General features: G+C 70.4%; 24 protein-coding genes. 19 read left to right on the top strand and 5 right to left on the bottom strand.

The window, feature by feature from the left end:
• Window positions 1-21 precede the first annotated feature (21 nt).
• From ACQPXG_RS26835 to ACQPXG_RS26800, 8 genes are all read left to right on the top strand, one after another.
• Entirely contained in the window at window positions 22-777 is a 756-nt protein-coding gene (locus ACQPXG_RS26835) for a glucose 1-dehydrogenase (protein WP_433461879.1), read from the top strand.
• A gap of 11 nt (window positions 778-788) precedes the next feature.
• Window positions 789-1583: an enoyl-CoA hydratase/isomerase family protein gene (locus ACQPXG_RS26830; protein WP_433461878.1), complete on the top strand. Its 795-nt coding sequence runs from the start codon at window positions 789-791 to the stop codon at window positions 1581-1583.
• Between the two features lie 26 nt (window positions 1584-1609).
• A complete protein-coding gene (locus ACQPXG_RS26825) occupies window positions 1610-2728 on the top strand; it encodes an acyl-CoA dehydrogenase family protein (RefSeq protein ID WP_433461877.1) in 1119 nt (372 codons plus the stop codon).
• A 43-nt stretch (window positions 2729-2771) separates the two neighbouring features.
• A complete protein-coding gene (locus ACQPXG_RS26820; protein WP_433461876.1) occupies window positions 2772-3956 on the top strand; it encodes an acyl-CoA dehydrogenase family protein in 1185 nt (394 codons plus the stop codon).
• The gene (locus ACQPXG_RS26815; protein WP_433461875.1) at window positions 3953-4534 is read left to right on the top strand and encodes a nuclear transport factor 2 family protein; all 582 of its coding nucleotides are present in this window, start codon (window positions 3953-3955) and stop codon (window positions 4532-4534) included. The genes ACQPXG_RS26820 and ACQPXG_RS26815 overlap by 4 nt, the downstream gene beginning before the upstream one ends.
• A 31-nt stretch (window positions 4535-4565) precedes the next feature.
• On the top strand, window positions 4566-5480 hold the full coding sequence (locus ACQPXG_RS26810) for an SDR family oxidoreductase (RefSeq protein WP_433461874.1): 915 nt from the start codon (window positions 4566-4568) through the stop codon (window positions 5478-5480).
• Window positions 5481-5579: 99 nt separating this feature from the next.
• Window positions 5580-6731 carry an acyl-CoA dehydrogenase family protein gene (locus ACQPXG_RS26805; RefSeq protein WP_433461873.1) on the top strand — a complete coding sequence of 384 codons (1152 nt, stop codon included), beginning with the start codon at window positions 5580-5582 and terminating at the stop codon, window positions 6729-6731.
• 70 nt (window positions 6732-6801) lie between these two features.
• Window positions 6802-7929 carry a serine hydrolase domain-containing protein gene (locus ACQPXG_RS26800; protein WP_433461872.1) on the top strand — a complete coding sequence of 376 codons (1128 nt, stop codon included), beginning with the start codon at window positions 6802-6804 and terminating at the stop codon, window positions 7927-7929.
• Here the strand turns inward: ACQPXG_RS26800 and ACQPXG_RS26795 are convergent.
• Window positions 7909-9066: a class I adenylate-forming enzyme family protein gene (locus ACQPXG_RS26795; RefSeq protein ID WP_433461871.1), complete on the bottom strand. Its 1158-nt coding sequence runs from the start codon at window positions 9064-9066 to the stop codon at window positions 7909-7911. The two genes, ACQPXG_RS26800 and ACQPXG_RS26795, sit on opposite strands and share 21 nt — an antisense overlap.
• Before the next feature lie 27 nt (window positions 9067-9093).
• Window positions 9094-10236, bottom strand: a complete 1143-nt coding sequence (locus tag ACQPXG_RS26790) for an acyl-CoA dehydrogenase family protein (RefSeq protein WP_433461870.1) — start codon at window positions 10234-10236, stop codon at window positions 9094-9096.
• A 154-nt stretch (window positions 10237-10390) separates the two neighbouring features.
• On the opposite strand from ACQPXG_RS26790, the gene ACQPXG_RS26785 reads away from it, so the two are divergent.
• The 4 genes from ACQPXG_RS26785 to ACQPXG_RS26770 are packed head-to-tail and all read left to right on the top strand — an operon-like array spanning window position 10391 to window position 12937.
• Entirely contained in the window at window positions 10391-10879 is a 489-nt protein-coding gene (locus ACQPXG_RS26785) for an FAS1-like dehydratase domain-containing protein (protein WP_433461869.1), read from the top strand.
• Window positions 10879-11307, top strand: a complete 429-nt coding sequence (locus tag ACQPXG_RS26780) for a MaoC family dehydratase (RefSeq protein WP_433461868.1) — start codon at window positions 10879-10881, stop codon at window positions 11305-11307. The genes ACQPXG_RS26785 and ACQPXG_RS26780 overlap by 1 nt, the downstream gene beginning before the upstream one ends.
• A 26-nt stretch (window positions 11308-11333) precedes the next feature.
• Window positions 11334-12176, top strand: coding sequence for an enoyl-CoA hydratase-related protein (locus tag ACQPXG_RS26775; protein ID WP_433461867.1), 843 nt, complete (start codon window positions 11334-11336; stop codon window positions 12174-12176).
• Window positions 12173-12937, top strand: a complete 765-nt coding sequence (locus ACQPXG_RS26770) for an SDR family NAD(P)-dependent oxidoreductase (protein ID WP_433461866.1) — start codon at window positions 12173-12175, stop codon at window positions 12935-12937. The genes ACQPXG_RS26775 and ACQPXG_RS26770 overlap by 4 nt, the downstream gene beginning before the upstream one ends.
• Before the next feature lie 52 nt (window positions 12938-12989).
• Here ACQPXG_RS26770 and ACQPXG_RS26765 read toward each other — a convergent pair whose 3' ends face one another.
• Window positions 12990-13898, bottom strand: a complete 909-nt coding sequence (locus ACQPXG_RS26765; RefSeq protein WP_433461865.1) for an alpha/beta fold hydrolase — start codon at window positions 13896-13898, stop codon at window positions 12990-12992.
• Between the two features lie 98 nt (window positions 13899-13996).
• On the opposite strand from ACQPXG_RS26765, the gene ACQPXG_RS26760 reads away from it, so the two are divergent.
• Complete coding sequence (locus tag ACQPXG_RS26760; protein WP_433461864.1) at window positions 13997-14809, top strand: mycofactocin-coupled SDR family oxidoreductase; 813 nt, start codon at window positions 13997-13999, stop codon at window positions 14807-14809.
• A gap of 52 nt (window positions 14810-14861) precedes the next feature.
• On the opposite strand, the gene ACQPXG_RS26755 is transcribed toward ACQPXG_RS26760, so the two are convergent.
• A complete protein-coding gene (locus ACQPXG_RS26755) occupies window positions 14862-15503 on the bottom strand; it encodes a TetR family transcriptional regulator (RefSeq protein WP_433461863.1) in 642 nt (213 codons plus the stop codon).
• 163 nt (window positions 15504-15666) lie between these two features.
• Between ACQPXG_RS26755 and ACQPXG_RS26750 the strand changes: the two genes are divergently transcribed.
• The 6 genes from ACQPXG_RS26750 (at window position 15667) to ACQPXG_RS26725 (ending at window position 21483) form a co-directional block, all read left to right on the top strand.
• Window positions 15667-16725: a phosphotransferase family protein gene (locus ACQPXG_RS26750; protein ID WP_433461862.1), complete on the top strand. Its 1059-nt coding sequence runs from the start codon at window positions 15667-15669 to the stop codon at window positions 16723-16725.
• Between the two features lie 53 nt (window positions 16726-16778).
• Entirely contained in the window at window positions 16779-18104 is a 1326-nt protein-coding gene (locus ACQPXG_RS26745) for an acyl-CoA dehydrogenase family protein (RefSeq protein WP_433461861.1), read from the top strand.
• A 254-nt stretch (window positions 18105-18358) separates the two neighbouring features.
• Window positions 18359-18991, top strand: coding sequence for a TetR/AcrR family transcriptional regulator (locus tag ACQPXG_RS26740; RefSeq protein WP_433461860.1), 633 nt, complete (start codon window positions 18359-18361; stop codon window positions 18989-18991).
• A 154-nt stretch (window positions 18992-19145) separates the two neighbouring features.
• Window positions 19146-19367: a ferredoxin gene (locus ACQPXG_RS26735; RefSeq protein ID WP_433461859.1), complete on the top strand. Its 222-nt coding sequence runs from the start codon at window positions 19146-19148 to the stop codon at window positions 19365-19367.
• Window positions 19368-19369: 2 nt separating this feature from the next.
• Window positions 19370-20560: a cytochrome P450 gene (locus tag ACQPXG_RS26730; protein ID WP_433461858.1), complete on the top strand. Its 1191-nt coding sequence runs from the start codon at window positions 19370-19372 to the stop codon at window positions 20558-20560.
• Window positions 20561-20598: 38 nt separating this feature from the next.
• A complete protein-coding gene (locus ACQPXG_RS26725; RefSeq protein WP_433461857.1) occupies window positions 20599-21483 on the top strand; it encodes an SDR family NAD(P)-dependent oxidoreductase in 885 nt (294 codons plus the stop codon).
• Between the two features lie 179 nt (window positions 21484-21662).
• Here the strand turns inward: ACQPXG_RS26725 and ACQPXG_RS26720 are convergent, their stop codons facing one another.
• A complete protein-coding gene (locus ACQPXG_RS26720; RefSeq protein ID WP_433461856.1) occupies window positions 21663-21833 on the bottom strand; it encodes a hypothetical protein in 171 nt (56 codons plus the stop codon).
• Window positions 21834-22006: the final 173 nt, after the last annotated feature.

Below are 22006 nucleotides of genomic sequence, written 5' to 3'. Positions count from 1 at the left end.
GGTGGGTAGTCAGGAGGAGATGTGGAATTGCAGGGCAGGGTCGCGATGGTGACCGGCGGTGGCCGCGGCATCGGGGCCTCGATCGCCGACGCGCTCGCCGCCCGCGGCGCGGCGGTCGCGGTGTGCGACGTTGACACGGGCGCCGCCGAGAAGAGCGCCGCCGCAGTGGCCGGGCGGCACGGCGTCCGCGCCTTCGGCGTCGCCGCCGACATCTCTGACGGAGCCGCCGTCCGTTCCGCCGTGAGCGTCGTCACGGACGCGCTCGGGCCGGTCGATGTCCTCGTCAACAACGCGGCCGTGGACGTGGTGAAGAGCTTCGTGGACAGCACCGAGGAGGAATGGGACCGGATCATCTCGGTCAACCTCCGCGGCACCATCACCGTGACCCGCGCCGTACTCGACGGCATGATCGCCCGGTCCGGCGGGAAGATCATCAATATCGCCTCCGACGCGGGCCGGGTCGGTTCGTCCGGCGAGGTCGTCTATTCCGCCACCAAGGGCGGTGTGATCGCCTTCGGCAAGGCGCTGGCCCGCGAGGTCGCCCGGCACGGCATCACGGTCAACACCGTCTGCCCCGGCCCGACCGACACCGCTCTGCTCGGGCAGGTCGCCGACTACAGCCAGAAGATGTACGACGCGACGATCCGCGCGATACCGCTTCGCCGCTCCGCCGAGCCCGCCGAGATCGCGGGGGTCGTGGCGTTCCTCGCTACGGACGCCGCCGCCTACATGACCGGCCAGACGCTGTCGGTCAGCGGCGGCCTGACGATGCTGTGAGGAACGCCCGCATGCCCGAGACACTCACCACCGAGATCCTGACCACCGAGGTGCGAGGCCGCGTCGCCATCCTCACCCTGAACCGCCCCGGCAAGCTCAACGCCATCGGGACGCCCCTGCTCGACAGGCTGGAGTCCGAACTGCACCGGCTGCGCGGCGAACACGACGTCCGCGCGCTCGTCATCGCCGGCTCGGGACGCGCCTTCTCGGCCGGGGCGGACCTGGACGAGATCGAGGGCTGCGCCGGCCCCTACGACTTCCATGAGTTCGTCCACCGGACGACCGATGTGTTCGGCCTGCTGGAGGAGTATCCCAAGCCGTCGGTGGCCGCCGTCCACGGGTTCGCCTTCGGCGGCGGGCTCGAACTGGCCCTGGCCTGCGACCTGCGGGTCGCGGAGGCGGGCGCCCGGCTGGGCGTGCCGGAGATGAAGCTGGGCGTCCTGCCCGGAGCGGCGGGCACCCAGCGCCTTCCCAGGCTCGCGCCGCCAGCGATCGCCAAGCAGATGATCCTCACCGGTGAGCCCATCACCGCCGAGAGGGCCCACGAGGTGGGGCTGGTCAACGAACTCGCCGAACGCGGTGGCGCGCTCGACGCGGCGCTGGAACTCGCCGGACGGCTGGCGGCCGGCGCGCCGCGCGCCCTGGAGGCGGGCAAGCACCTCGTGGATCGCGGCCTCGCGATGGATCTGGGGCCTGCGATCGCGTACGAGCGGGAGACCGTGACGGCGCTGTTCACCACGCTCGACCGCGAGGAGGGCCTGAAGGCGTTCCGAGAACGGCGGGAGCCCGAGTTCCAGGGCCGGTGACCGGTGCCGAGACAAGGAAGATGACCATGGACTTCAGCTTCAGCGAGGAGCAGGAGGAACTGCGCGAGGTCGTGCGCTCCTTCCTCGCGGCGCATTCGGCCGAGGCCGACGTGCGCCGGATCTCCGAAGGCGGGCAGGGCCACGACCCCCAGGTGTGGGGGCGCATGGCCGGCGAGCTCGGGCTCCAGGGGCTCGCCGTCCCGGAGGAGTACGGCGGCGCGGGCTTCGGGTACGCCGAACTCGGGATCGTCTTCGAGGAGATGGGCCGGGCGCTGCTGTGCGCACCGTACTTCGCCTCGGTCGCCCTGGCCGCCGAGGCGCTGCTGCGCAGCGGTGACGACCTGGCCGCCAAGGACCTGCTCCCGGGGATCTGCGCCGGGACCACCGTGGCGACCCTCGCGTTGACCGAGGAGGACGGACACTGGACCGAGGACGGCGTCCGCCTCACCGCTGCGCGGGCCGATGACGGCTGGGCGCTGTCGGGCCTCAAGACGTACGTGCCGGACGGCCATCTCGCCGACCTGCTACTGGTCGTCGCGCGCGGCGAGGACGGCATCAGCCTCTTCGCGGTCGACGCCGCCGCGCCCGGCCTCACCAGGACCCGGCTGCCGACCCTGGACCAGACCCGCGAGCAGGCCCGGCTGGAGTTCGCCGGCACGCCCGCGCGGCTGATCGGGCAGGCCGGGACGGCGTGGCCGGTGGTCGAGCGCACCCTCGCCACGGCGGGGATCCTGCTGGCCGCCGAACAGGTCGGCGGTGCGGCGGCCACGCTCGCGACGGCGGTCGAGTACGCCAAGGCCAGGGTGCAGTACGGCCGCCCGATCGGGTCGTTCCAGGGCATCAAGCACCTGTGCGCCGACCTTCTGACCGAGCTGGAGTCGGCCCGGTCGGCCGCATACGGCGGACTGTGGGCCCTCCAGTCGTCCGACGAGCAGGAGATCCGCGTCGCGGCGGCCCTGGCCCAGGTCTGCTGCTCGGAGGTCTTCACGCGGGTGGCGGGCGGCAGCATCCAGGTCCACGGTGCCATCGGCTTCACCTGGGAGCACCCGGCACACCTGTACTTCAAGCGGGCGAAGAGCGCCGAGACCCTCCTGGGCTCGCCCGCCCACCACCGCGAGCTCCTGGCCTCGGCGCTGGGGCTGTGACCGCGTGGCACGCGGGGCCCGGCGCGGTCCAGAGGAGGAATCGATGATGGAGTTGCGGTTCGGCGCGGAGGTCGAGGACTTCCGTGCGGAGGTGCGTACCTGGCTGGCCGAGCACCTGGTCGGCGAGTTCGCCGCGCACCGCGGTGTGGGAGGCCCCACGGACGGTGAGGCATGGGAGGTCCGGCTCGCCTGGGACCGGGAGCTGGCGGCCGGGGGCTGGCTGGGCGTCGGCTGGCCGCGGGAGTACGGCGGACGCGGTCTGGGCCTGCTGGAAGAGATCGTCTTCGAGTACGAGTACGCGCGGTCCGGGGCCCCCTACCGGGCCACCGGCAGCGCCCTCGACCTGCTCGGCCCCATGCTGCTCGCGATGGGCAGCGAGGAGCAGAAGCGGCGTTTCATCCCGCGCATCCTGGCCGTCGAGGAACTGTGGGGCCAGGGGTTCAGCGAGCCCGGTGCGGGATCGGACCTGGCGTCCGTGCGCACCCGTGCCGAGCTGGACGGGGACGATTGGGTCGTGAGCGGCCAGAAGGTGTGGACCACCTTCGGCATGCACGCCGACTGGTTGTACGTCCTGTGCCGGACGGACCCCGACTCCAGGCGGAGCAAGGGTCTCAGCATGCTGCTCATCCCGGCCGACCAGCCGGGCGTCGAGGTCCGTCCCATCCGCTCGCTGGCCGGGCAGGACGAGTTCGCGGAGGTCTTCTTCACCGACGCCCGGACACGGGCCGACATGGTCGTCGGCGACGTGGGCCAGGGATGGCGGACCGCGATGGGCACGCTCGGCATCGAGCGGGGCGCCACGCTCCTGCCGCTGCAGCTCACCTACGAGCGCGAGATGGACGCGCTGCTGGAACTCGCCCGCGAGCGCGGCGCGCTGACCGATCCGATGCATCGGCGCTCGCTGCTGGACGCGTGGATGTCGGTGCGGATCATGCGCACCACCAACCTGCGCACGGTGTCCGAGCTGCTGCGGGGGCGCACCCCGGGCCCGCAGGCGACGACGGCCAAGCTGTACGCCTCGACCAACCACCAGCGGCTCGGGCACCTCGCGATGGAGATCGCGGGGGCGTCCGGGCAGATCGTCGGGGACGGGTACGGCCTGGACACTCGGCAGCGCACGTTCCTGATCTCGCTCGCCGAGACCATCTACGGCGGAGCGAGCGAGGTGCAGCGCAACATCATCGGTGAGCAGGTGCTCGGGCTCCCGAGAGATCCGAGACCGGTGTGAGCGGGGCCGGATCCGGGTCCGCGCCGTCCCCGGCCGGGCCCGGTCTCCTGGAGCGGCTCGACCGGATCGAGTCGCATCAGGCCATCGGGCAGCTGCCCATCCGCTATGCGATCGCGGTCGACTCCAGGGATCTGGACGCGTGGGTCGCCTGTTTCCGCCCGGACGTGGACATGGGCCGGCGGGGGACCGGCCGGGCGGCACTGCGCGCGTACATCGAGCCCCTCGTCCGCGGGTTCTACCGCTCGGTGCACCAGATCTGCGGGCACCGCATCGAGTTCACCGATCGCGACCACGCCACGGGCGCCGTCTACTGCCGGGCCGAGCACGAGGTCGGCGACCGGTGGATCGTGATGGCGATCTGTTACCTGGACGACTACGTCCGGGTCGACGGCGAGTGGTACTTCTCCCGGCGCAGGGAGAAGCACTGGTACGCCGCCGACGTGACCGAACGTCCCCAGGCGGTGGGGTTCACCGGCTGGGACGGGGCCGCCGAGCCTCCGCTGCCCGCCGGATTCCCGTCCTGGGCGCTCTTCTGGGACGGCGACCCGGCGGTCGAGGGGCTCACGGGACGGCCGTGAGCGGAGCATTCACCATCTTAGGAGCCAGTGCATGTCCGAGAAGAAACTGTGCGAGGGACGCGTCGTCGTGATCACGGGCGCCGGGAACGGGCTCGGGCGGGCGCACGCGCTGGCGTTCGCCGCCCAGGGTGCCAAGGTGGTCGTGAACGACCTCGGTGGGAGCCGTGACGGTGACGGTGCCTCCAGCGGTCCGGCGCAGCAGGTGGCCGACGAGATCGTCGCCGCCGGCGGGGAGGCCGCGGCCAACACCGACGACATCTCGTCCTGGGACGGCGCGCGGCGGCTGGTCGCCCAGGCCGCGGAGACCTTCGGCGGCCTGGACGTCCTGGTCAACAATGCCGGCATCCTGCGTGACCGGATGGTCGTGTCGATGACCGAACGCGACTGGGACAGTGTGCTCGCGGTCCACCTCAAGGGCACCTTCGCGACCCTGCACCATGCTGCCGCGTACTGGCGTGAGCAGGCTAAGAGCGGCCGGGCGGTGGACGCCCGGGTCATAAACACGACATCTCCTTCGGGGTTGTTCGGCAGCGTGGGCCAGGGCAACTACGGTGCCGCGAAGGCGGGGATCGCGAGTCTGACGATCATCGCCGCCGCCGAGCTGAACCGCTACGGCGTCACGGTCAACGCGGTGGCGCCCACGGCGCTGACCAGGCTGACGGAGGATATCGAGTTCATGCGGGACGCGGCGGCGAAGGCCGACCTGAGCCCGGAGGCGATCTCGCCGCTGGTGGTGTGGCTGGGCTCGGCCGCGTCCAGGGACGTGACTGGCCGGGTGTTCGGCGCGATGGGAAACCGGATCACGGTGCTCGAAGGCTGGGTCAACGGCCCGTCGGCCGATTCCGCGGACCGGTGGGAGCCCGCGACCCTGACCGGTGTCGTGCCGGAGCTGGTGGCCAAGGCCGCGCCCAACGCCGACGGGATGGGCGAGCGCGCCGTGCGCTGAACCGCATCCCGCCGTCGCCGGTCCACCGGCTTGCAGCTCACGCATCTCATAGAATAATCTAACTAAATTAACTCTTAGTGGAGCCGAGGTGGGTGCATCGTGGACTTCGCCCTGACCGATGAGCAGGAGCTGCTGCGTGCGACCGCACGCGAGTTCGTCGCGGACGTCTGCCCGGCCGAGCGGGCCAAGGAGTGGGACGAGCGGTCGACCGTGCCTCCGGAGCTGTTCAAGGGCATGGCGGAGCTCGGCTGGTTTGCTCTTCCCTTCGCCGAGGAGGACGGCGGCGACGGCGGAGGACCGCTGGAGCTGATCCTCATCGCCGAGGAACTGGGACGGGCGAGCTTCGATGTCGCGATGTGCTACATCGGCGTGCTGATCCCCGGGCTGACGGTGTTCCGCTGGGGTGGCGAGGCGCAGCGGGCCTTCATCCGCGAACAGGTCATGACCGGCCGCCACCGGCTCGCGGTCGGGCTCAGCGAGCCCGACACCGGCTCGGACGCGGCGGCGCTCCGCACCCAGGCCGAAGACCGGGGGGACCACTACCTGGTCAACGGGCAGAAGGCGTGGTGCACCGGGGGCGGGCTGCCGGACACCACGATCGCGACCTACGTCCGCACCGGCCCGCGCGAGCCCAAGCACGGCGGGATCAGCCTGCTGCTCGTCGACCCCGCGGCCGAAGGCGTCGAGGTCAGGCGCACGCCCACGCTCGCCCGGCACATCCTCGGCACCAACGAGGTCTTCTTCAACGACACGATCGTTCCGAAGGAGAACCTGGTGGGGCCGCCGGGCGAGGGTTGGAAGGTGATGCTCTCCAACATCGAGCTGGAGAAGGTCATCATCTCCGGCGGCTACCTCGGCGCGGCACAGGCCACGCTGGACGAGATGCTGGAGTACTCCCGCGAACGGCACGCGTTCGGACGGCCGATCGGCAACTTCCAGTCCCTGGGCCACGCCATGGCCGACCTGCAGACCGAGATCGACTCCGCCCGCCTGCTCGCCTACCGGGCCGCCTGGCTCCTCGCGCAGGGCAGACCCTGCACCCGCGAGGGGTCCATGGCGAAGCTGAAGGGGTCGGAGACCTACGTCAGCGCGGCGCGGCTGGGCATGCAGGTCTGCGCCGGGCACGGGTTCTCGACGGAGAGCGTCATGAGCTTCCGCTACCGGGAGTCGATCGTCGCCACGATCTCGGGCGGGACCAGCCAGATCCAGCGCAACGGGATCGCCCGCAGCATGGGCCTGCGTACCTACTGACCGTCCGGGCCCGGGGCGGATCGGTCCCGCCGGGCCGGCTCGCCGAAAAGGCCACCAGGGGAGGTGGATCATGATCGATCCGATGGACCCTTCGATCGTCGGCCCGCTGGCCGCCGGGGTCGATCCCGGCAGGCTGGAGGTGCTGTTGCGCCGGGTCAGGCTGGAGGTCGAGCACGGGTCGCTGCCCTCGGCCCAGCTGGCCGTCGCCCGGGAGGGACGGCTGGTCGCCTTCGAGACCTGGGGCGACGCCGATCCCGGCACGCGGTACATCCTGCAGTCCGTGGGCCGGTCGGTGGTGGCGGGCGTGGTGTGGAAACTGCTGGGGGAGGGGCATCTGCGCCTCGACGAGCGCATCGCCGAGATCATTCCCGAGTTCGCGCCGAACGGGAAGGAGGCGGTGACGGTCGAACAGGTCCTCACCCACACCGCCGGCTTCCCGTTCGCGCCGCTCGGCTACCCGAAGATGTGCGACCGCGAGCGGCGGCTCGCCGCGTTCGGCCGGTGGCGGCTGGACCACCCGCCCGGCACCCGGTTCCAGTTCCACCTGACCTCGGCCGCGTGGCTGATCGCCGAGATCGTGGAACGGCGGACGGGCCGGCCGTTCGCCGACTACCTGCATGAGCAGGTCACCGGCCCGCTCGGGCTTCGCAGTCTGGAACTGGGGGTGCCGGTCGAGCGCCAGAAGGACACCGTCGCCCCGATGATCGCCACCGACCGCACCAGCGAGGACCAGGGGGCCGACCCCTGGGGCGCCTGGTACCTGTCCGACCCTGAAGTACTCGCCGCGGGCGAACCCAGCCACTCCATCGTGGGCACGGCCGCAGACGTCGCGCTGTTCTACCAGGCCCTGGAGCACTCCGGGCTGTGGCGGCGCGAAGCGGTCGAAGAGGGCAGGCGGATGCGCTTCGCCGAGCGTCCCGCGGGAGACGAGCTTTACGGTGGCGGCAGCAAACGTGTCGGGATGGGCTTGTTCGTAACGGTCGCCGGCCCCGACGCCGGGGGCAACCTGCCCTCGACCGGCTCGCCCGCCCTCTACGGCAACAGCGGGGCCGCCTACCAGTTGGCCTTTATGGACCCCGAGACTGGCCTGTCGTTCGCCTGGCTGTGCAACGGCTTCCCGCTGGCCGGCTACGACCTTTCACGCCGGGGGAAGGCCCTGCTCACCAACGTCGCCAACCTAGCCGCCGACCTGCTCTGAGCCCTCCCCGGCCGGCGGGGGCGACCCCGGTTCCGAAGGACTCGGCAGGCCGTCCCGCAGGACGTGCTTGCGGATCTTGCCCGAGGCGGTCAGCGGGAGGGAGTCGAGGTCGTCGGACAGGCCCGTGGACGTCGCGTACGGGCTCTCGGACTGCCCGTAGGCGATCTCCAGCCGCGCCCCGAGTTCGGTTTCGAAGCGCCGGACGAGCTCGGGCGGCATGGTGGCCCCTCCGCCGCAGACCACGCGCAGGCTGCTCAGGTCGCGGGCACGGAGGTCCGGGCCGGCCAGGATGTCGGTCATCATCGTGGGGACGAGCCCGAGGATCGTGGCCCGCGACCGCTCGACCAGCCGCAGGACGGTCGTGGCGTCGAACGACGGGGCCAGGACGTGGGTGCCGCCGACGGAAGCGGTGGCGAGCACGGCGCAGACCGAGGCGCCGACGTGGTTGAGCGGCAGCGGACTGCAGTAGATCTCGTGGACGCCCGGCTCGTGCAGCGCGGCCATGCCGAAACGGCCGCTGTTCACGCAGGCCAGGTGGCTGAGGACGGCTCCCTTGGGGGTTCCGGTCGTGCCGGAGGTGTACTGGATGAGGAACGGCGAGCCGGGCTCCGGCGAGGGCAGATCCCCCGGCCGCGGAGCGGAACGCCAGGCGTCGGTGCCGAGGACCGGGCACGGGGCCGGAAGATCCGCCGTGAGCGCGCGGGCCCGTTCCCGCAGCGCCTTCCCGCGGAAGGTCTCGGGCGCCAGGAGCAGCCGGGCACCGGAGTCGCGGAGCTGGTAGGCGGCCTCGGCGTCGGTGAGGGCGGTGTTGATCGGGACCAGCGGCGTGCCGGCCAGTGCGGCCCCGTACTCCAGCACGACCCAGTCGGCCGAGTTCGCCGACCAGACGGCGACGGGGTCGCCGGTGGAGACCAGGCCGAGGATGAGCCCGGCCGCGCGCTCGGCCGACTCCAGCAGCTCCCGCCAGGTCATCTCCCCGAGCCCGTCCCCCTCCGGCCACAGCAGGGCGGCGCGGTCCCCATGCCGGGCGGCCGTGTCGCGGAGCAGGTCGCCGACCGTCGTCTCCCAGAGGGATTCCTCCTCGTCCGCCGGACGGTGCGCGATGGTCAAAGGCGCCGGGTCTCCGGTCTTCGGCATGGGCTCGCCTCCTGGCGTACCGGGTGGTCAGAGGCCCAGCGAGCGGCCGACGATCTCCTGCATGATCTCCGACGTGCCGCCGAACACGCGCTGGACGCGGTTGTCGCGCCAGATGCGGGCGATCTCGTACTCGTTGACGTAGCCGTAGCCGCCGAAGAGTTGCATGCAGCGGTCGATGACCGCCCAGGCGGTCTCTGACGTCCAGTACTTGGCGGCGGCGGCGTCCTCGGCGGTCAGGTGCCCCTCCACCAGGGCCATGGTGCAGCCGTCGACGTAGACGCGGGCGGCGTCGAGCTTCGCGCGCGCGTCGGCGAGCGCGAACCGGGTGGCCTGGAAGCTGCCGATCGGCTGACCGAAGGCGGTCCGCTCGCCCGCGTACTCCAGCGCGATCGTGAACGCGCGTTCGGCCGCCGCGAGCGAGGAGACGGCGATGGCCAGGCGCTCGGTGGGCAGGTTCCCCATCATGTGGTAGAAGCCGCGGCCCTCCTGCCCGATCAGGTTCTCCGCCGGCACCCGGACGCCCCGGAAGAACAGCTCGGCGGTGTCCTGCGCCTTCATGCCGACCTTGTCGAGCTTGCGGCCGCGTTCGAACCCCTCGGCGCCGCGCTCCACGACGATCAGGCTGATGCCCTTGTGCCCGGCTTCGGGATCGGTCTTGCAGGCGACCACCACCAGGTCCGCGAGGATCCCGTTGGTGATGAACGTCTTGGAGCCGTCGACCACCCACTCGTCGCCGTCCCGGCGGGCGGTGGTGCGGATGCTCTTCAGATCCGATCCGGCACCCGGCTCGGAGAGGGCGAGCGCGCAGATGGTCTCGCCCCGGACCACGCCGGGCAGCCAGCGGGCCTTCTGCTCGTCGGTGGTGAGGTTCATCAGGTACGGGGGGATGACGTCGTTCTGCAGGCCCAGCCCGATCCCGACCGAACCGGTCGCGGCCATCTCCTCGGCCATGATCGCGTTGTAGCGGAAGTCCCGGACGCCCTGCCCGCCGTACTCCTCGGGGAACTCCCAGCCGATCAGCCCGGCCTTGCCCGCGGCCGTCCATGCATCCCGGCTGACCTGGCCCGCGCGCTCCCACTCGTCGGCGTACGGGGCACACTCGCGCTCGAAGTACGCGTGGGCGGTCTCGCGGAACAGGTCGTGTTCCGCAGTGAAGATCGTTCGACGCATCTGGCTGCCTCCGGGACGGACGGGGGACCGGCCTGCACCGCGGCAGACCAGGCAGGTTGACGATAGATTAGTGTATATAGCTAAATGATTCATAGATGCTTCCGGTGACAACGGATGGCGGCCCGGTGCGGCCGATCGTGAAAGGACCAGACGCATGGCGATGATCAGGCTCCCGGTCGAACCCGGGCAGATGCTCACGTTCGCTCGCGCGATCGGCGACGACGATCCGGCCTACCTGGCCGCCCTCGCCGACCCGCACCGGCATGCGGTCGCGCCGCCGACCTTCGTCATGAGTTCGGCGCACTTCGATGACGACTACCCCCTGCGGCCCAAGCCCGGCGAGGAGTGGTTCGGTTCCGGCGCGGGTCCGGGGACGGCCAGGGAGGGCGGCGGTGGCCTGCACGCCGAGCAGCACTTCGAGTACCACCGGCCCGTGCACGCGGGCGATGTCCTGACGGCCGAGACCAGGCCGGGACGCAGCTGGGAGAAGAAGGGCCGGGCCGGGCTGCTGCGCTTCACCGAGACGATCACCGAGTACCGGGACGCCGAAGGCGGTCTCGTGGTCACCGCGCGTTCGGTGGGCGTGGTGCCCGAGGCGCCGGTGTCCGGGCCTTCGGCCCGCGGTGGAAGGGAAGAGACCTGATGGCTGTTCCGAGGGATGAGATCAAGATCGGCGAGACCCGTGAACACGTCGTCGTCGAGGATCTGAAGCGCACGCGGATCGTGCAGTACGCCGGGGCGTCCGGCGACTTCAACCCGCTGCACACCGACCAGGAGTTCGCGGTCGCGAGCGCCGGTTACCCGGGAGTGTTCGCCCACGGGATGCTGACGATGGGCATGACCGGCCGCGTGATCACCGAATGGTTCGGCAGGGAGAACCTGCTGCGGTTCGGCGTCCGTTTCAAGGCCCAGGTGTGGCCCGGCGACACGCTGACCGTCACCGCGACCGTCGAGGACATCGCCGCCGAAGATCACGGTCCGGTGGCCGAGGTGTCCCTCCGCACCGTCAACCAGGACGGTGTCGAGGTCGTTGCCGGCACGGCGGCGGCCCGGCTCGACGGCGGGGCCTGACCGTGCGACGCGAAGCGGAGGCGACGATGACCGGTGGACGTTCGGAGGCGGGATCCCGGGGGACGGACGAGGCGCCGGTCATTCTCAGCGAGCTGACCGATGACGGTGTGCTCCTGCTGACCCTGAACCGGCCGGAGCGCCACAACGCGTGGACGCTCGACATGGAACTGCTCTACAACGAGCTGTTCGACCGTGCCGAGTCCGACCTGGACGTGCGCGCGGTGGTGCTCACCGGCGCCGGCCGCAGCTTCTGCCCGGGGATGGACATGAGCGTGCTGGACGCCGCCTCGTCCGGGGCGAAGCCGTATCCGACGGACCGGCTTCCGCCGCGCACCCGTCCGCTCGACTGCCCCAAGCCCGTCATCGCCGCCGTGAACGGGGCCTGCGCGGGCATCGGGTTCAACCAGGCGCTCATGTGCGATGTGCGCTTCGCCGTGCCGAAGGCCAAGTTCGCCGCCGCCTTCAGCCGCCGCGGCCTGGTCGCCGAGGACGGCGTCGCCTGGATCCTGCCGCGCGTGGTGGGCTACGGGCAGGCGAGCGACCTGCTGCTGTCCTCCCGTCCGGTGACGGGGACCGAGGCCGTGGACATGGGGCTGGTCAACCGCCTGGTGGAGCCGGCGGACCTGCTGGCGACGGCGCTGGAGTACGCGGGCGAACTCGCCCGCCAATGCAGCCCGTACGCCATGTCGCTGATCAAGCGGCAGTTGCGAGACGACCAGGCCCGCGGGTTCGCCGAGGGCAACCGGGACGCCCGCGCGCTGCTCGTGGAGGCCAGGAAGGCCCCCGACTACCGCGAGGGGGTGCGCAGCTTCATCGAACGGAGGCCGCCGCGCTTCTCCGGCCTCGGTGACGGGAAGGAGGCCGGATGAACGGCGGCATGCGGCTGGACGGAAAGGTCGCGCTCGTCACCGGGGCGGGCCAGGGCGTGGGACGCGGCGTCGCGCTGGCACTGGCCGCGGAGGGCGCGGCGGTGGCCGTCACCGGCCGTACGGAGAGTAAGCTCCACGCCGTCGTCCGTGAGATCGCGGACCGCGGCGCCACGGCCCATCCCGTGACCGGCGACGTGGGGCGGTGTGAGGATGTCGAACGGATGGTCGCCGAATGCGTCTCCGCCTTCGGAAGGCTCGACATCCTGGTCAACAACGCGCAGTCCTCGGTCCAGCGGCTGCTGAAGGACACCGGTGACGAGGACATCGAACTGGCCTATGGCACTGGTCCGCTGGCGACCTTCCACGCAATGCGGGCAGCGCTGCCGCACCTTCGCATGCAGGGGGGAAGCATCGTCAATTTCGGATCGTCCACCGCCGTGCTCGGGGATCCCACGTTCGGCTCGTACGCGATGGCCAAGGAGGCGATCCGGGGCCTCACCCGGACGGCGGCCCGCGAGTGGGGACGCTACGGCATCCGGGTCAACACCATCTGTCCCGCCGCCCTGAGCCCGGCCGCCGCCGAGTACCGGGACGCCGATCCCGAACGCTTCGAAAAGGTCGTCCAGCAGATCCCGCTGGGACGCATGGGAGATCCGGAGCGGGACATCGGACGCGCCGTCGCGGCCCTGGTCAGCGACGACATGGCCTATCTAACGGGCGCCACGCTGATGCTCGACGGCGGCCGCACGCTCCTGGGCTGACCTCCGAGGCGCGAAAGGACCCGGCCCCCTGCGGCCGGGGCCGGCGTCCCGGTCACTCGTCGTCGCCCGGGGCGGCCCGTGCGAACAAGTCCAGGCGGGACCTGACACGGCGTTCCAGGAACTCGCCGAGTACCCGGTCGAAGACGGCGTTGTCATCGCCGGCGACCATGTGATGCGCACCCTCGACGTCGGAGAACTCGGCGTGCGGCACCAGTTCGAGGAAGCGTTTGGAGTCGGTGACGCTGAGCACGTCGGACTCGCCGCCCCGCACCAGCAGCGTCGGGACCCGTAGCGACATCGCCGCGGCGCCGAGCCGTGCGGGATCGATGAGCTTGTCGCGCTGGACGGCCTCGTCCGCGCGGCTGCTGAGGAAAGCCGGGTCCCAGTGCCAGAAGAACCGGCCGTCCACCTCGCGGAGGTTCTTGCGCAGCCCTTCGACGTTGCGCGGCCGTGGCCGGTGCGACAGGTAGGCCGACACGGCGTCGGCGGCCTCTTCCAGGGAGGTGAATCCTTCGGAGCCGGTGCTCATGAACTCGCGGATCCGGTCGGTGCCCTTCGGCTGCAGGAACGGCGACACGTCCACCAGCACCAGGCCGAGTGCGAGCTCGGGATGGTGGCCGAGGGCCGCCAGGGAGGAGTTGCCTCCCAGGGACGCTCCGACGAGGACGGGCGGGCGCCCGAGGAACTCGGCGATCCGCACGACGTCGGACGCGAACCTGTCCAGCCCGTACCGCCCGTCGGGAGACCAGCCGCTCTCACCGTGGCCGCGCAGGTCCGCGGCGAGCGTGTACCAGCCGGACATGGCCAGATCACGGGCGGTGGCACGCCAGGAATGCCGGGTCTGACCGCCGCCGTGGAGCAGCACGACAGGCGGATCGGCCGGATCCCCGTGCGCGTCCGCGACGAGCGTGACCTTGTCGTCACATTCGATTCCGAGCGTCGTCACATGCCCTGTGCCCACCGGGCGTCTCCCCTCTACCGTGAACGCACGCCTTCGACGGCTGCGACCATCGTTATGAAATAATTTAATTAGTTCACTCTAGTGTGGGAGTTGGTGTCATGCTTTTGCAGGGCAACGTCGCGTTCATCACCGGAGCTGCTCGGGGGCAGGGGCGCAGCCATGCCGTCCGCATGGCCCGGGAGGGTGCTTCGATCATCGCGGTGGACGTCTGCTCGCCCGTGTCGGCTGACAACGGCTACCCCGCGTCCAGTCCCGCCGATCTGGAGGAGACCGTCCGGCTCGTCGAAGCGGAAGGCGCCTCGATCGTGGCCCGCCAGGCCGATGTCCGGGACTCCGCCGCGCTCGAAGCGGTGCTCAAGGAGGGCAGTGCGCGGCTGGGCGGCCGGCTCGACGTGGTCGTGGCCAACGCGGGCGTCTGCAACTGGGGCCGGTTCTGGGAGATCTCGGACGAGCAGTGGCGGGCGATGATCGACATCAACCTGACCGGGGTGTGGCGGACGCTCAAGGCGGCCGTGCCGTACATGATCGACGCGGGCAACGGGGGGTCGATCATCGCCGTCAGCTCGGTCGCGGGCATCAAGGCGCTCCCGGGCCAGGGGCACTACAGCGCTGCCAAGCACGGCATCGTGGGACTGACCAAGGCGGCGGCCATCGAACTCGGCGAATACGGGATTCGGGTGAACTCCGTGCACCCATGGGGCGTGCTGACCCCGATGGGCGAGGACCCGAACGTGAATGAGCTGCTCTCGCGTCATCCCTCCTATGGAGCGTCGTTCGCCAGCCTCTTGCCCGGCCTTCCCATCGCCGAGCCCGGGGACATCTCCGACGGGGTGCTCTGGCTGGCGTCCGACCTGTCCCGGTCGGTCACCGGAACCCAGTTGACCCTCGACATGGGTGCCACCAAGGTCTAGGCGGCCTTCCGGCCCTGGACGTCTCACCGCGATGGGGGCGAGCCTGGCCTCCTCAGTCCGAGAGGCCGAGCAGGTCGATGGCCGCGACCACCATCGCGGCGGGATCGTCGCTCCCGTCGGAACGCACCCACGCGTTCCAGCCGACGATCGCGGCACTGGACACCGCTGCGGCGATCACGGCCGGGTGGATGTCGCCGTGCGCCGCCTTCATGCGGCGGCCCAACTCGGCCGGTACCGATTCGTCGAGGACCGTCTCGCCCAGATCCTTCGACCACAGGTCGGGCGCGGCCACCAGCACGCGGGCCACCGCGTGCACCCTGGGCCGGTCGCCGGGCTCGACATGCGAGGTCTGCTCGTACGCCGCACGAAGCGCGGCGACGGGTCCCTCACCCTTCGGCCGAGCCTTGAGCGCCTGGATGAGCCCTTGCCGCAACGAACGCCTGTAGCGCCGCAGCACCTCGTCCTTGGTCGCGAAGTAGCGGAAGAACGTGCGCTGTGACATGCCGGCGGCCTCGGCGATCTCGTCCACGGACACCGTGTCGTAGCCGCGCTCCGCGAACAGCCGGATGGCGATCCGGGCCACGTCGTCCTGGACGAGGCGCCTGCGCCTGGTCCGGAAGTTCTCGGCGGGGGCGCCGGAACTCGGAAGCGGGCCGGTGTCCAGCCCGCCGTCGGCGGAGCGATCGGGGAGCATGACGCCTCCTGGCGGTCACGGTCGTGGGGGTCTGCGTCGCGGTGCGTTCAGCATGGCATGCGGGTACCGGCGGTGAGTTCGCCACCTCAATCCGTTGACTAATGACAGAAGCAGACTTTATTGTCAGCCACTGTCACAGCCAAGTCAGCCCTGGAGCGCGTTCATGATCAGATCGGCCGCCGCTGCGGCGAGTACGTCCCTGCAACTCGATGTCGCCGCTCTCGCGGACTGGATCGACGGGCGCCTCGGCGATCCCGGCGCCCCGCTCACGGCGACGCGGATCGGGACGGCCACCGGCATCGGGAACGCACTGTTCGAACTGCGCGTGGGGGAGGACTCGTACGTCCTGCGCAGACCGCCGGCGGTGCTCAATGACGCGAGCGCCTCGAACATGCTCCGTGAGTGGCGGATCCTCACCGCGCTGGAAGGCACGCCCGTCCCGCACCCGGCGCCGCACCTGCTCTGTGAGGACCCCGGCGTGATCGGCGCGCCGTTCCTGGTGATCGGCAAGATCGTCGGCTTCACGCCGGGTTTCGAGATGCCGGAACCGTTCGGTTCGGACTCGGCCCTCCGGCGCGGGCTGGCGGAGGCCTACGTGGACGCGCTCGTCGACCTCGCCGAGGTCGACTGGTGCGCACGAGGACTCGAAGGGCTCGGCAGACCCGACGGTTTCCTGGAACGGCAGGTGCCGCGATGGCTGGCGCAACTCGACCGCTACCGCACGCGGGACCTGCCGGAACTGGACTTCGTGACCGGCTGGCTGGAGCGCAACCGCCCGTCCGGCAGCGCCCCCGCCCTCATCCACGGTGACTACAGCCCGTTCAATGTCATGGTCGACCCGGCCCCGCCGCCGCGGCTCGCCGCGGTCATCGACTGGGACACCGGCACGGTCGGTGACCCGCTGCTGGACATCGGCCACCTGGTGGCGCGCTGGACGGACCCGGGCGAGGAACCGGTCCTGACTCCGCTGCCCGGCCGTCCAGAAGGCGACCCCACCCGTTCGGAACTTGTCGCGCGTTACGCGCGGCGGTCGGGGCGTGACGTTTCCGCTCTGCCCTACTACGCCTGCCTGGCGCTGTTCAAGCTCGGCGTGATCCTGGAGGGCACCTATGCGCGGGAGGTGCGGCGGGGAGTGCCGGAGGAGAAGAACAGCATGGCCGTCATGGTTCCCCGGCTGATGGCCGCGGCGGCGGAGTTCGCCCGCGGCGAGCGCGGCCTGTGATGGGCGGGACCGGCCGCGGGCACTACCGGCGGATCTCCTGAGGAGGAACGGACATGTGGGAGTTCTACACCGAGCCCGATTTCGCCGCGCGCCTGGAGTGGATGCGCGAGTTCGTCCAGGAGGAGGTCGCGCCCCTGGAGGTCCTCTGGCCGCACCACCACCACCGGGTTCCGCCACCCTGGTTGAAGAAGGTGATCGATCCCCTCAAGGACGAGGTCCGCCGGCGCGGGCTGTGGGCCTGCCATCTCGGCCCGGAACTCGGCGGGCAAGGGTTCGGTCAGGTGAAGCTCAGCCTGATGAACGAGATCCTGGCGCCCTACCAGTGGGGACCCACGATCTTCGGTGTCCAGGGGCCCGACACCGGCAACGCCGAGGTCCTGGCGCATTATGGGACGGCCGAGCAGAAGAGGCGGTATCTGCGGCCGCTCCTGGACGGAGAGCTGTTCTCCGCGTTCTCGATGACCGAGCCGCACGGCGGCTCTGACCCCACCGGATTCCGGTGCCGTGCGGTCCGTGACGGCGACGGCTGGATCATCGACGGGGAGAAGTTCTTCACCTCCAACTCCGAGCAGGCGGCGTTCCTCATCGTCATGGCGGTGACCGACCCCGGCGCCGCCCCGCACCGCCGGATGTCGATGTTCCTGATCCCCCGCGACACCCCCGGTATCGAAACCGTGCGGCCGACCCGGTACATGGGCGAGCCCGCCGAGGCGATCGACCACGCCCTGCTTCGCTACAACGGCGTACGGGTGCCCGCCGATGGCCTGCTCGGCGAGCCTGGTCAGGGCTTCGAGATCGCGCAGACCCGCCTCTCCGGAGGACGCGTCCACCACGCCATGCGCGCCGTCGGGCAGGCCCAATACGCCTTCGACATGGCCTGCGAACGGGTGCTGAGCCGGACCACCCGGGGCAGTTCGCTGGCCGACCGGCAACTCGTCCAGCAGGCGATCACCGACAGCTACGCGCAGATCGAACAGTTCCGGCTGTTCGTACTGCGCACCGCGTGGCGGATCGACCAGGGGCACGGCTACACCGCCGAGGTCCGGCGTGACATCGCCGTGGCGAAGGTCCTCTCGGCGCAGGTCGCGCATGATGTCGTGCACCGCGCGATGCATCTGCACGGAGCACTGGGGGTGTCCGACGAGATGCCGTTCTCGACGCTGTGGCAGCTCGTCCCCGGCTATGGCATCTGGGACGGTCCGACCGAGGTGCACCTTTCGGCCGCCGCACGTCTGATCCTGCGGGACCGCGAGCCGGCGCCGGGGGACTGGCCCACGCAGTGGTTGCCCGCGAGGGTTGCCGCGGCCCGCGCCAAGCACACCGAGGCTCTCGCGGCCCAGGCCACCGAGGCACGGGAGACAAAGGAGCCCGGGGTATGAGCGGCCCGCCTGTGCGGACAATACGCGCCTGTCATCAGGCGGACGTGTAGCCCAGGTACATTCTGTTGCGCCACCGCTCAGCCGTCAGCTCGTTCGCCCGCATGTACAAGCCGTGCTTGCCGCCATAGCGATCGGGCACCGTGCCGGGGATCGACACCGGTGGCACTGGCGATCATCCGATGCTGCGCAAAGCGGGGCAGGGCGCTCAAGGGGCTGATGCCATGGCGGCGCCCGATGGGCGATGATGACCGGTAATGGATTCTCCCTCGCCGAGATCGCGGCGCAGTCCGTCGACGGTCCGGTCCCTGGTGCTGAGGGCCGCGCGAGAACTGTTCGCCGAGCAGGGATACGCCCAGGCCTCCACACGGCAGATCGCGCAGCGGGCAGGCGTCACGCAGGCGCAGGTCTTCCGGCATTTCGGCTCGAAGGCCAGATTGTTCGTAGAGGCCGCCTACCAGCCGTTCCGCGACTTCGTCGCCGACTATGTGCACCGCTGGGCCGAGCAGGGGCACGGCATGGACAGTTCCGTCCACGACGCCGAGGTCTTCGTCGACGGCCTGTACCGGCTCCTGCTGGAGAACCAGAGGCTGCTGGGAGCGATGTCGACCTCGGCGGCCGTCGACGTGCCGGAACTGGGCACCGAGACAGCGGCGTTCCTGCGCGAGGTCTTCGATCGCCTGCAGAGCGAGGTCGCGCTCGAGAGCGGGGCCAAGGGCGGCAAGACCATGGACCCCGCCTACGCGGTGCGGTTCGCTTTCGCGCTGGTCTTCGGCGTGTCCGCCCTGGACGAGGCGTTGTTCCCCACTGGCGACCGGCCGGGCCGCGCGCAGATCGTCGGGGAGATGTCCGGCTTCATCCTGCGCGGATCGTCCATCCCGGAGTCCTGACCGCCGCACGCGTACGGCGGGTTCATCGAAGGTAGCAGCGATATCTTGACGGGCTTCGCGCCGCCTGGCAGTGTGAGCTACAACGCAATCATTCAGCTATTTCAATTTTTTCGACGGTTGACCTCTGGTCGGCGACCGGAAGGAGCTGAGGCGTATGCGGGTCACAGTGGAGCCCACCCGATGTCAGGGGCACGCGCTGTGCGTGATGAACGCGCCGGGAGTGTTCGACCTGGACGACGAGGGACATGCCGCCGTCCTGACCGATCCGGTGCCGGATGACCTGGGCGAGGCGGCACGCGAGGCGGAGGGCGGATGCCCGGAGCGGGCCATCAGGATCGAGCAGCGGCCGCGCGGACGGCGCGGACAGGAGGGATGAGCATGGAGGACGAGTCGGCCGCCCCTGTGTTCTGTGCCGCACACGAGCTCTCGTCGTGGGATGAGCGCCATCCGCAAGCGGCCTTCACCGAACTGTCCGGGCAGGCCTGTCCGGTGCGGCCGGACGGCACGCTCGTCGTGGCCAACCGGCAGGAAGCGGTCGACTTCCTGCGCCATCCGGCCGTTCGCGCAACGGATGGCGTGCACTACAACCTCGGTGGCAAGCGTCCGCTGATCCCTCTGGATCTGGACGGTGACGCGCACCGCAAGTACCGGAGACTGCTCGATCCGCTGTTCACTCCCAAGCGGGTCGCCCGCCTGGAGCCGCTCATCCGCGCCCGCACCAACGCGCTGATCGACGCGTTCGCGGATGCGGGCTCCGCCGACCTGATGCCCGATCTGTGCGGGCCGCTGCCCACCCACCTGTTCATCGATCTGCTGGGCCTGCCCACGGCGGATCTTCCCCGCTTCCTTGAGTTCAAAGAAGCCGTCGTCCGGCCGAATGGGGCGACGGAGGAAGAACAGCAGGCGTACATGCGGGCCGCCGGCGACCGGATGTACGCGTACCTGGAGGCCGTGCTGGCCGAGCGCCGGTCGGAGCCACCGCGCGACGACGTGCTCGGCGGCTTCCTGACCACCGAGCACGAAGGCCGGCGGCTCACCGACCAGGAGATCATCGATGTCTGCTACCTGCTGGTGATCGCGGGACTGGACACCGTGACCTCCTCGCTGTCCTGCCTGCTCGCCTGGTTCGCCGAGCATCCGGTCGAACGCCGGCAGGTGGTCGCCCATCCGGGCCTGCTGAGGAAGGCGGTGGAGGAACTGATGCGCTTCGAGTCGCCGGTGCCGCTCGCCCACCGGTGGGTGGTCGAGGACATCGAGGTGGGCGGCCGCCGCTTCCCCGCCGGAGCGAAGGTCGAAGTGGTCTGGGCGGCGGCGAACGCCGATCCGGTTGCGTTCCCCGCGCCGATGGCGGTCGATTTCGATCGCCCGCGCAACGCGCACGTCGGGTTCGCTGCCGGACCGCATAGGTGCCTCGGCTCGAATCTGGCCCGCCTCGAGTTGCGGGTGGCGATCGAGGAGTTCCACCGGCGCATCCCCGACTACGAGATCACCCCAGGGGACGAGGTGGTCTACACGAACTACGGCGTGCGCGGCGCGATCCGGTTGCCGATCACCTTCCCGGTCCGCTGAGTCCGGCAGGGCTGCCCCCAATCACGAGGAGAGACATCATGAGCGGTCGTCTGGACGGCAAGATCGTCCTGATCAGCGGAGCGGGATCGGGCCTTGGGCGGGAGAGCGCGCTGCTGTTCGCAGCCGAGGGCGCGGCGGTGGTGGTCACCGATCTGATCCCGGACCGCGTCGACCGGGTCGTCGAAGAGGTGCGAGCCGCCGGCGGCCGGGCCGTCGGGACCAAGGCCGACGTGCGCGAGGCACAGGACAGCGTCGACGCCGTGGCGCTGGCCGTCGACACGTTCGGACGGCTGGACGTGCTGATGTGCTCGGCCGGGGTGCCCGAGGAAGGGTTCGGCACACTGGCGTTCGAGGAGATCTCCGTCGAAGGCTTCACCTCGATGCTGGCCACGAACCTGACCGGCGTCTTCCTGGCCGCGCGGGCCGCCGTTCCGGTGATGAAACGGCAGCGGCGCGGAACCATCCTCGCCGTTTCCTCCATGGCCGGCTACGTGGCCTACCCCGGGTTCCCGGGCTACGCCGCGGCCAAGCACGGCGTCAACGGGCTGGTGAAAGGCATGTCGCTGTCGCTCGGCGGTGACGGTATCCGGGGCAACGCGCTGTGCCCGGCGCACGGCATGAGCGTCAACTTCGCGATGCCGCCCGACGCCGACGTCCTCGGGAAGAGCTACGAGCAGATGCAGCCGTGGGATCCCGCGGTGACCTCGATCCCGTTGAAGCTCGACCGCCCGCCGACGCTTCGTGACAACGCCAACGCGGCGCTGTTCCTGGTCTCCGACGAATCGGCGTACATCTCGGGCGTGTGCCTGCCCGCGACCGACGGCGGCAACCTGGCTCGGACATCGATCATCTTCCCCGGCGACCTCGGTGGCGACGCCGGCGTCCTGCCACCACAACTCGCGGGCGAGATCAGCGAGGCTTGAACTTCGAGTGCGGCTACCGGTGGCTTCGCAAGCTTCTGCCGGATCGCGACGGTATTCAGAGGCTCGCCACTTGGGCGCGATGGCGAGCAGCCAATGCGACCAGACGCGGACTGCCGGGCACGGTTCCTGATTCGCTACGGCGACGGCAGGTGTCCGGTTCTTCGACTCCGTCGTGACCGCTAGACGGCGAGCAGCGCTTCGTCGGCCTGCATCTGATCTGCCTGCACCTGCGGAAGCTGGCCAAAGACTTGGGCGACGAACAGAGCCCTTTGGCCAGCTTCGCCTTCGACGGCGGCGACCTCAGCCAAGCCGTCTTCATTGTTCCAGGACGCTCGGTTCGAGAGCGGCATGGTCTACTCCGACGAAGCGACCGCGCGGAGACCCACGGGCCTCGCAGACAGCATGACCAGTCACTTGTCGTGAAACGACGTTTTCCAACGGTCACCGTGAACTGGGCCCCCAGGAGCCGCAGAGCCCGCCGGCGGGGAACCGGGGCTACTCCCAGCGCGGTTCGGCGACGCGG

Source organism: Spirillospora sp. CA-128828 (assembly GCF_050945415.1).
Taxonomy (GTDB): Bacteria; Actinomycetota; Actinomycetes; order Streptosporangiales; family Streptosporangiaceae; genus Spirillospora.
This window is presented reverse-complemented; position numbering and strand designations above follow the sequence as displayed.